This is a genomic window from uncultured Novosphingobium sp. (assembly GCF_964277725.1).
In the GTDB taxonomy this organism is placed as follows: Bacteria; Pseudomonadota; Alphaproteobacteria; order Sphingomonadales; family Sphingomonadaceae; genus Novosphingobium; species Novosphingobium fluoreni.
The window spans coordinates 1-7246 of record NZ_CAXYKL010000057.1; the positions used below are offsets into that span (position 1 = coordinate 1).

Here is a 7246-nt window from a genome sequence, read left to right on the forward strand (position 1 = left end):
CCGCGCTACGTCTACGCCGATCCTTACGAGGGCGGCATGCAGGCCGTCGCCGAAACCTGGCGCAACATCAGCGCGGTGGGCGGCAGGCCGCTGGCGATCACGAACTGCCTCAACTTCGCCAATCCGCAACGGCCCGAGATCATGGCCCAGATCGTCCATGCGCTGCACGGCATGGGGGATGCCTGCCGTGCGCTGGACTATCCGATCGTCTCGGGCAACGTCTCGCTCTACAATGAGAGCAAGGCGACTGGCGGCGGCTCGGCCATTTTGCCGACCCCGGCAATCGGCGGCGTCGGCCTGCTGGACGACCACGATCAGATGGCCACCATCGCTTTCAAGGCGGCGGGTGAAAGCATCGTCTTGATCGGCGGTGAAAGCGGACACTTGGGCCAATCGCTTTGGCTGCGCGAAATCTTGGGACGCGAAGAAGGTCCGCCGCCCCCGGTCGGCCTTGACCTCGAAAAGCTGGCCGGAGACACGGTACGCGGCCTCATCGGCCAAGGCATGTTGACCGCGGTGCATGACTGCGCCGACGGCGGCGTGGCCGTGGCGCTGGCGGAGATGGCCCTGGCAAGCGGCATCGGCTTTGCCGTAGCAGCGCCTGAAGATACCGTCAGCGAACCAGGCTTCTGGTTCGGCGAGGATCAGGCCCGCTATGTGGTGACGACGCGCGATCTGGCCGGCGTGCTGGAAGCTGCCGAGCATGCCGGCCTGGTCGCGGTTGCTCTGGGTGAAACCGAGGGCAATACCCTCACCTTCCGCAGCGTCGGCGGCGAAACCTCCACACAGATCGCCACCTTGCGCGAGGCGCACGAGGCGTTCTTCCGGGACTGGATGGACGCCTGATACGCCATAGTCCCGGGCTCGCCCCGGGACGGAGGTCTTTTCAGGACGATGCCAGCACGTTCACCGTCAGCGCCAATATGCCCAGGTTGAAGGCGAAGGCGAACAATCCGTGGAACGTCGACACCCGCCGCATCGCGCTGTCGGTGATGCTGATGTCGGCGGTCTGGCAGGTCATGCCGATTACGAACGCGAAGTTCACAAAGTCTGAGAAGTCCGGCTCGCAATCGCCGGGAAACGCAAGCCCCCCGTGGTCGCCGCCCGCTTTGGGCGAGTAATAAAGCCGCGCGTAATGGAACGCGTAGACGAGATTGCCGTAGGTCCAACTGGAAAGCAGCGTGGCGATGAGGATCGCAATATGCCCGCCGTCCAGCGCCTTCTTGTCCAGGATCAGTAGCCCCAGGGCACTCAGGATCACCGTGCTGATCAGCACTGTCAGCAGCAGAAGCAGGAACTGCCCCGCATCGTCGCGAAACGCCTGACGCCGGATGACTCCGGGGCGGCCGTCGCGCCACAGGTTGATGCAGGAAAGCACGAAGACGGCCACCGCCACGTCGAAGCCGACCAGCACCGCCTCGATGATGGGCAGCAACGGGATCAGCAGCAGCGAGGCGACGGGGAAGGCAACCAGGAACAGCCGATACCGGGGGTGGTGCGAACCCATCGCGCTACCGTCCCGCGCCGGCATCTCAGCCGACCCATTCGCGCATCGGCACGCCCAGCAGCTTGAGAACCTTGGTCAAGTCACCCCGATCGATCCGTCCATTGGCGGCGGCACGCGCCTTGGGCTTGGCGTGATAAGCAAAGCCGTACGTCGCCGCCTCGATCATCGGGATGTCGTTCGCGCCATCGCCGATCGCCATGGTTATCACGTCCTCGCCCAGAGCCTCGGCCTCGGTCAGCAGTGTGGCCCGCTTTATCCCGCTATCGACGATGCCACCGACTAGGCCGCCGCTCAACTTGCCGGCGGCCACCTCCAGCCGGTTGCCCACAACGTGGTCGAAGCCAAGCTGCTCGCCGATGGGGTCGGCGAAGTGGTGGAAGCCCCCCGTCACCAGCACGGTGCGACATCCCCGCGTCCGCAAGGTGGCGACCAACGTCGCCGCGCCCGCCATCGGCACGATCCGACTGGAAAGGCACTCGCCGATCGCGCTTTCCGGCAAATCGTTGAGCAGGCGCACTCGCTCTCGCAGCGCGGATTCAAAATCCAGTTCGCCTTGCATCGCCCGCTCGGTGATGCCGGCGACCTGCTCCTTGAGGCCCGCAAAGTCTGCCAGTTCGTCAATGCATTCCTGCCCGATCATGGTCGAATCCATGTCGGACACGAACAGCCGCGGGAACTGGATCACGTCGCGCGCCACCAACGTATCCGATGGGCTGAAGTGCGTATCCAGTACGTCCTGCATCGCGGCCAGATCGTCATCCGGCGAAGTGATCTCCAGCGTTTCGCCGCAATGGTCGAGCATGCTCACACCGGCGGTTCGGACGCCGCGTGCTTCCAGATTGGCGCGAACCGCATCGATCCTTGCGGACAAGCCTTCCGCGTCTGCTATCAGCCGGGCGATGAGCACGGACATTTCCCCAGATTGGTTTACAGAACCCGACCGTGACCGGCCGCCGCTGGCGCTCATCGCAGGGCCGACCGCCAGCGGCAAGAGCGATTGTGCCGTGGCGCTGGCCCAGGCGATCGAGGCGGCAGGGCGGCGCGCAGCGGTCATCAACGCCGATAGCGCGCAAGTCTATGCCGACCTTGCCGTGTTGAGCGCCCGCCCCTCCCAGGACGATGTGGGTGGAATCGACCACCGCCTTTACGGCGCGTGGGACGGGGCCATGGCCTGCTCGGCAGCGGACTGGGCCAATGCGGCAAAACAGGAAATCGCCGCCATTCACGCCGATGGTGGCGTGCCGGTTCTGGTTGGCGGGACAGGCCTCTACATTCGCACGCTGCTGGACGGTATCGCGCCTGTCCCCCCGATCGAGGAGGCGATCCGCGCGCAGGTCCGGGGGCTTCCCGTCGCCGAAGCCTATGCCGCGTTGCAGGCGGAAGATCCCGAACGTGCGGCGCGGCTGGCGCCGGCGGATACCACGCGCATCGCGCGGGCGCTGGAAGTGGTGCGCTCTACCGGCAGAACTTTGGCCGACTGGCAGGCCGATACACAGGGCGGGGTCGCGCAGGCCGTGACGGTGAAGGCCGCGATTCTTCTACCGGAGCGGGAGTGGCTCTATGCGCGATGTAACGCCCGCTTCGGGCAGATGCTGGAGAACGGTGCCGTCCCTGAGGTGGCGCGATTGCTGGAGCGCCAACTCGATCCCGATTTGCCCGTGATGCGCGCGATCGGCGTGCCCGAGATCGCCGCTTTGCTGCGGGGAGAGGTCAGCGAAGACGAAGCCTTGGCCCGGGGCACGCAGGCGACCCGAAACTATGCCAAGCGACAATTCACCTGGTTGCGTCACCAGCCACCAACCGAGTGGCCACGCCTTGCCTTCGATGCCTCGACAGCAGCCGCCATTAAAGCAACTTTATTACGCTGTTTTGGCTTGACCTGATATTTTCAATCTTCTAGTCGGTCCATCGCTCGATCACGCAGAAGGGTCAGAGCAGGGAGAGGATGCGACCCGGCCCGCGGTTGTGGAGCCGGGTCGGTTTTATTATGAGCCCGGCAAAAGCCCACGGGCGCAGGCGCACCTTCCCCGGTGTGCCTCAACAGTAAGGACAAGTGTTGTGAGTGAAGAGCGCAGCGGCGCGAACATCCTGGTTGAAAGCCTCGTCCGACAGGGAGTCGAATTCGTATTCGGCTATCCCGGCGGCGCGGTGCTGCCGATCTACGATGCTTTGTTCCAGGACGAGCGCATCCGCCACATTCTCGTCCGGCACGAAGCTGGCGCGGCCCACGCTGCCGAGGGATATGCGCGCGCCACCGGCAAGCCCGGCGTTGTCCTCGTCACCTCCGGCCCGGGCGCGACGAACGCGATGACCGGCGTTGCCGATGCCTTCATGGATTCGATCCCGCTCGTCGTGATCACCGGCCAGGTCCCGACTTCGGTGATCGGCTCGGACGCGTTCCAGGAAGCCGACACCATCGGCATGTCGCGCCATTGCACCAAGCACAACTACCTGGTGCGCGATCCGGCGCAGTTGGCGGCTACGATCGATGAGGCGTTTCAGATCGCCACCACCGGCCGCCCTGGCCCGGTCCTCATCGACATTCCCAAGGACGTCCAGATCGCTTCGGCCCTGTGGCATGATGGCGCGCCGCAGCGCCACATCCGCTACAATCCGCGTGAGCGCGCAGAGGCGGGCGACATCGCCCGCGCCGTCAGCATGATCGCGGCGGCAGAGCGGCCCGTGCTCTATACCGGCGGCGGCGTCATCAACTCCGGCCCGCGTGCAGCTGAATTGCTGCGGGAACTTCAGGCGAAGACCGGCGCGCCCGTCACTTCCACGCTGATGGGCCTGGGCGCGTTCCCGGCGGACAGCGCGGACTGGCTAGGCATGCTGGGCATGCACGGTACATACGAAGCCAACATGGCGATGAACCAGGCGGACCTGATTGTCTGCGTCGGCGCGCGCTTCGATGATCGGGTGACCGGCAGGCTCGATGCCTTTGCGCCCAACTCGCTGAAGATCCACATCGACATCGATCGCTCGTCCATCAACAAGACGGTGCATGTCGATCTGCCGCTGGTGGGTGATTGCGCGCAGGTCCTGGCCCAGATCCTGGACGGCTTGGGCGACCACCAGACCCGCGACTTGTCGGACTGGAAGGCCCGCATCGACGGTTGGAAGCAGCGCAACAGCTTGTCCTATCCGCGCTCCGAAGACGCGATCGCGCCGCAATATGCGGTGCAGCGCCTGTTCGAGATGACGCGGGACCGTGATCCGATCATCTCCACCGAAGTCGGCCAGCACCAGATGTGGGCGGCGCAGCACTTCCACTTCTTCGCGCCGAACCGCTGGCTGACGTCGGGGGGCCTCGGCACCATGGGCTACGGCCTGCCCGCCGCGATCGGCGCGCAATGCGGCCATCCGGACAAGCTGGTCATCGATATCGCGGGCGACGCCTCGATCCAGATGAACATTCAGGAGATGGGCACCGCAACGCAATATCGCCTGCCGGTGAAGGTGTTCATCCTCAATAACGAGTGGATGGGCATGGTTCGCCAGTGGCAGGAACTGACTTACGAAAGCCGGTTCTCCAACTCCTACTCGGACAGCTTGCCTGACTTTGTGAAGCTGGCCGAAGCCTACGGCTGGAAGGGTATCCGCATCGAGGATGAAAGCCAGCTCGACGCCGGCATCCAGGCCATGATCGACCATGACGGCCCCGTGATCGTCGATTGCCTCGTCGCCAAGGACACGAATTGTTTCCCCATGATCCCCAGCGGCGCGGCGCATACCGAGATGCTGCTGCATGGCGATGAGGTGGTCGGCACCGTCAGCGATGAAGCCAAGGCGCTGGTCTGAGGATACTGACAGCATGAAGATCACCCAGTCCGCGTCCGAGCGGCACGTCCTTACCGTCACCGTCGATAACGAGGCCGGCATCCTGGCTCGCATCGCCGGCATGTTCACCGCGCGCGGCTACAACATCGACAGCTTGACCGTGGCGGACATTACCGAGAACCACTCGGTCAGCCGGATCACCATCGTCACCAACGGTCCGCCGGAGGTGGTCGACCAGATCCGCCACCAGCTTGAGCGGCTGATCCCGGTGCACAAGGTGGTCGATCTCACCGAGAACGGCCCTTACGTCGAGCGGGAGCTGGCGCTGATCAAGGTGGCCGGTACCGGAGAGAAGCGTGTCGAGGCGCTGCGCGTGGCGGAAATCTTCCGTGCCCGCCCGGTCGACACCACGACGGAGAGCTTCGTGTTCGAGCTGACCGGCGCGCCCCAGAAGATCGACAGCTTCATCGCCCTGATGCGCGACCTCGGCCTTGTCGAAGTGGGCCGCACCGGCATCGTCGGCATGATCCGCGGGGCGACCGAAGCCTAGATGCATTTCGCGCCCCGGGCTTGATCCGGGACCGGTTCCGCCACAACGGGGCCTCACGATTTTCACAAAACCGGACCCGGCGCAGGCCAGGGTCGACGCAAGGAACCGACCATGAAAGTCTATTACGACGCAGATGCCGACCTGAACCTGGTCACCGGCAAGAAGATCGCCGTGCTGGGTTACGGCAGCCAGGGCCACGCCCATGCACAGAACCTGCGTGACAGCGGCGTGAAGGACGTGGCGATCGCGCTGCGCGAGGGTTCGGCCACCGCGAAGAAGGCCGAGGGCGCCGGCTTCAAGGTGATGTCCAATGCAGAGGCCGCCAAGTGGGCCGACATCCTCATGATCCTGGCGCCGGACGAGCATCAGGCGGCGATCTACGCGGATGATCTTCATGCCAATCTCAAGCCGGGCGCGGCGCTGGCTTTCGCCCATGGCCTCAACATCCACTTCGGCCTGATCGAGCCGCGCGCCGATATCGACGTGATCATGATCGCGCCCAAGGGCCCGGGCCACACCGTTCGCTCCGAGTATCAGCGCGGCGGCGGCGTGCCCTGCCTCATCGCCGTGGCGCAGGACGCCACCGGCAACGCGCATGACGTGGCGCTGGCCTACGCCTCGGGCGTCGGCGGCGGCCGCTCCGGCATCATCGAAACCAACTTCCGCGAAGAGTGCGAAACCGATCTGTTCGGTGAGCAGGCCGTGCTGTGCGGCGGTGCCACCGCGCTGGTCCAGGCTGGGTTCGAGACGCTGGTGGAAGCCGGCTACGCTCCTGAGATGGCCTACTTCGAGTGCCTTCACGAACTAAAGCTGATCGTTGACCTGATGTACGAAGGCGGCATCGCCAACATGCGCTATTCGATTTCGAACACCGCGGAATACGGCGACATCAAGACCGGTCCGCGCATCATCACCGAAGAGACCAAGAAGGAAATGAAGCGCGTTCTGGAAGACATCCAGTCCGGCCGTTTCGTCAAGGACTTCGTGCTCGATAACCGCGCGGGCCAGCCTGAGCTGAAGGCTTCGCGCCTTGCGGCCAAGCGCCACCCGATCGAGGAAACCGGCTCAAAGCTGCGCGCGATGATGCCCTGGATCAAGGCGAACGCCCTGGTCGACAAGGCCAAGAACTGAGGCTAACCGCTCCCCCGCCCCATCCACCTTGGATGGGGCGGGAATGATCGGGAGCGCACAATGGCCGTACTTCGTACCTCCGCCCTGCTTTGCCTGTCGGCAATGACGATCGCGGGCTGCAAGCAGGACACATCCAGCCAGCCTGACGACTATGCGCAGCGGATCGGTGTGCAACAGGCTCCGGCCAGCAGCGTCGCGCAGGCCAATCCGGCTGAAGTCGCGTCCGAAAAAGCCGTCGCCGAAAATGCCGGGGCGATCCGCAATCAGCAGGTTTCGGC

8 protein-coding genes are annotated in these 7246 nt (G+C 64.7%); 6 read left to right on the forward strand and 2 right to left on the reverse strand.

Annotated features, from left to right (window positions below; genetic code table 11):
* Nucleotides 1-846, forward strand: an 846-nt coding sequence (locus ACHWRX_RS03570) for an AIR synthase related protein (protein ID WP_394658114.1), incomplete at its 5' end; no start/stop codon positions are given.
* A gap of 40 nt (nucleotides 847-886) precedes the next feature.
* Here the strand turns inward: ACHWRX_RS03570 and ACHWRX_RS03575 are convergent.
* Entirely contained in the window at nucleotides 887-1531 is a 645-nt protein-coding gene (locus tag ACHWRX_RS03575; RefSeq protein WP_394658115.1) for a DUF1345 domain-containing protein, read from the reverse strand.
* Nucleotide 1532: 1 nt separating this feature from the next.
* Nucleotides 1533-2420 (reverse strand): phosphoserine phosphatase SerB, encoded by an 888-nt coding sequence (gene serB, locus ACHWRX_RS03580; protein WP_394658116.1) that lies wholly within the window; start codon nucleotides 2418-2420, stop codon nucleotides 1533-1535.
* On the opposite strand from serB, the gene miaA reads away from it, so the two are divergent.
* From miaA to ACHWRX_RS03605, 5 genes are all read left to right on the forward strand, one after another.
* Nucleotides 2407-3390: a tRNA (adenosine(37)-N6)-dimethylallyltransferase MiaA gene (gene miaA, locus ACHWRX_RS03585; protein WP_394658117.1), complete on the forward strand. Its 984-nt coding sequence runs from the start codon at nucleotides 2407-2409 to the stop codon at nucleotides 3388-3390. The genes serB and miaA overlap by 14 nt on opposite strands.
* Before the next feature lie 175 nt (nucleotides 3391-3565).
* Nucleotides 3566-5308, forward strand: coding sequence for a biosynthetic-type acetolactate synthase large subunit (gene ilvB, locus ACHWRX_RS03590; protein WP_288415219.1), 1743 nt, complete (start codon nucleotides 3566-3568; stop codon nucleotides 5306-5308).
* A 13-nt stretch (nucleotides 5309-5321) separates the two neighbouring features.
* Complete coding sequence (ilvN, locus tag ACHWRX_RS03595; protein ID WP_058735927.1) at nucleotides 5322-5837, forward strand: acetolactate synthase small subunit; 516 nt, start codon at nucleotides 5322-5324, stop codon at nucleotides 5835-5837.
* Nucleotides 5838-5948: 111 nt separating this feature from the next.
* Nucleotides 5949-6968, forward strand: coding sequence for a ketol-acid reductoisomerase (gene ilvC / locus ACHWRX_RS03600; protein ID WP_288415221.1), 1020 nt, complete (start codon nucleotides 5949-5951; stop codon nucleotides 6966-6968).
* Nucleotides 6969-7028: 60 nt separating this feature from the next.
* Nucleotides 7029-7246: hypothetical protein (locus ACHWRX_RS03605; RefSeq protein WP_394658118.1), on the forward strand; the 218-nt coding region annotated here is incomplete at its 3' end.